The sequence below is a fragment of the Streptomyces sp. 13-12-16 genome, assembly GCF_002114215.1.
Taxonomy (GTDB): Bacteria; Actinomycetota; Actinomycetes; order Streptomycetales; family Streptomycetaceae; genus Streptomyces.
Genome location: NZ_NCTE01000745.1, coordinates 1 through 1082, shown reverse-complemented (window position 1 = coordinate 1082; position 1082 = coordinate 1). Strand labels below are relative to the sequence as shown.

Annotated in this window: 2 pseudogenes; both read left to right on the top strand. The window is 76.0% G+C overall.

Annotated features, from left to right (window positions below):
• A pseudogene (locus B7767_RS27900) lies at positions 1-577 on the top strand (AAA family ATPase); the annotation flags it as partial.
• Between the two features lie 11 nt (positions 578-588).
• Positions 589-1082: pseudogene (locus tag B7767_RS27895) on the top strand (hypothetical protein); the annotation flags it as partial.

Here is a 1082-nt window from a genome sequence, read left to right as displayed (position 1 = left end):
CGATCCGGCCAAGGTGCCCGGTGCCGTGGCGCGGGCCCGCGGCGCCGTCTCCGGTTTCCTCACGGCCCGCCCGGGCCTGGTCCACCACATACCCGCCGACGCCGAGAGCCGGGGCCGCTCATGGCCGTCCCCGCGCACCTGGGAGATGGCGCTGCGGCTGCTCGCGACCGGATACGCGACCGGCGCCGGCCGCGAGGCGACGGCCGCCGCGCTCACCGGCGCCGTCGGGGACGGCGCGGGCATCGAACTGCTGTCGTACCTGGAACACCTCGATCTGCCCGACCCCGAGCGGGTCCTCGCCGACCCCGACGCGTTCGCCCTGCCCGAGCGCGGCGACCGCCAGCTCGCCTTCCTCATCGCGGTCGTCGCCGCCATCCAGAGCGACCCCACCCGGCCGCGCTGGGAGGCCGGCTGGACGGTCCTGGCCAAGGCCGTGGACGCGGGCGTACCGGACGTGGCCGCCCGTGCCGCCACCGACCTCGCGTCGATGCGCCGCCTGGACTGGCCCGTACCCCCGGGCATCGACGGCTTCCTGGACCTGCTGCGGATGTCCGGGGCCCTGCCCGGCAGCCGCTGAGGCACGCGGGCATGACGCACCCCCGCAGCGGCCTGGACACGACCAAACTGCTCGCCGCCCGCTACCGCGCGGCGAGCGACCGCCCCTACCTGGCGTCGGCCCTGTACGCCCTGACCGTCGTGCCGAGCCACGAGGTGCCGACGATGGGCGTGGACCGCCACTGGCGCTGCTACGTGTCACCCGCCTTCGTCGACGCGACCCCCGTGGAGGAACTCGCGGGCGTCTGGATCCACGAGGTGGCGCACCTGCTGCGCGACCACCACGGCCGCGCCGGCCGGCTCCCCGCCGCCGACCAGCGCGACCGGTACCGCGTCAACGTCGCCCAGGACTGCGAGATCAACGACGACCTCCTCGCCGACGGCCTGCGCCTGCCCGCCGGACGCGTCGAACCCCGCCTCTTCGGCCTGCCCGACGGGCAGCTGTTCGAGGCGTACCTGCCGCAACTCCCCCCGCACGTACGGGAACACGACTGCGGATCGGGCGCCCACGGCCGTCCCGCGCCCTG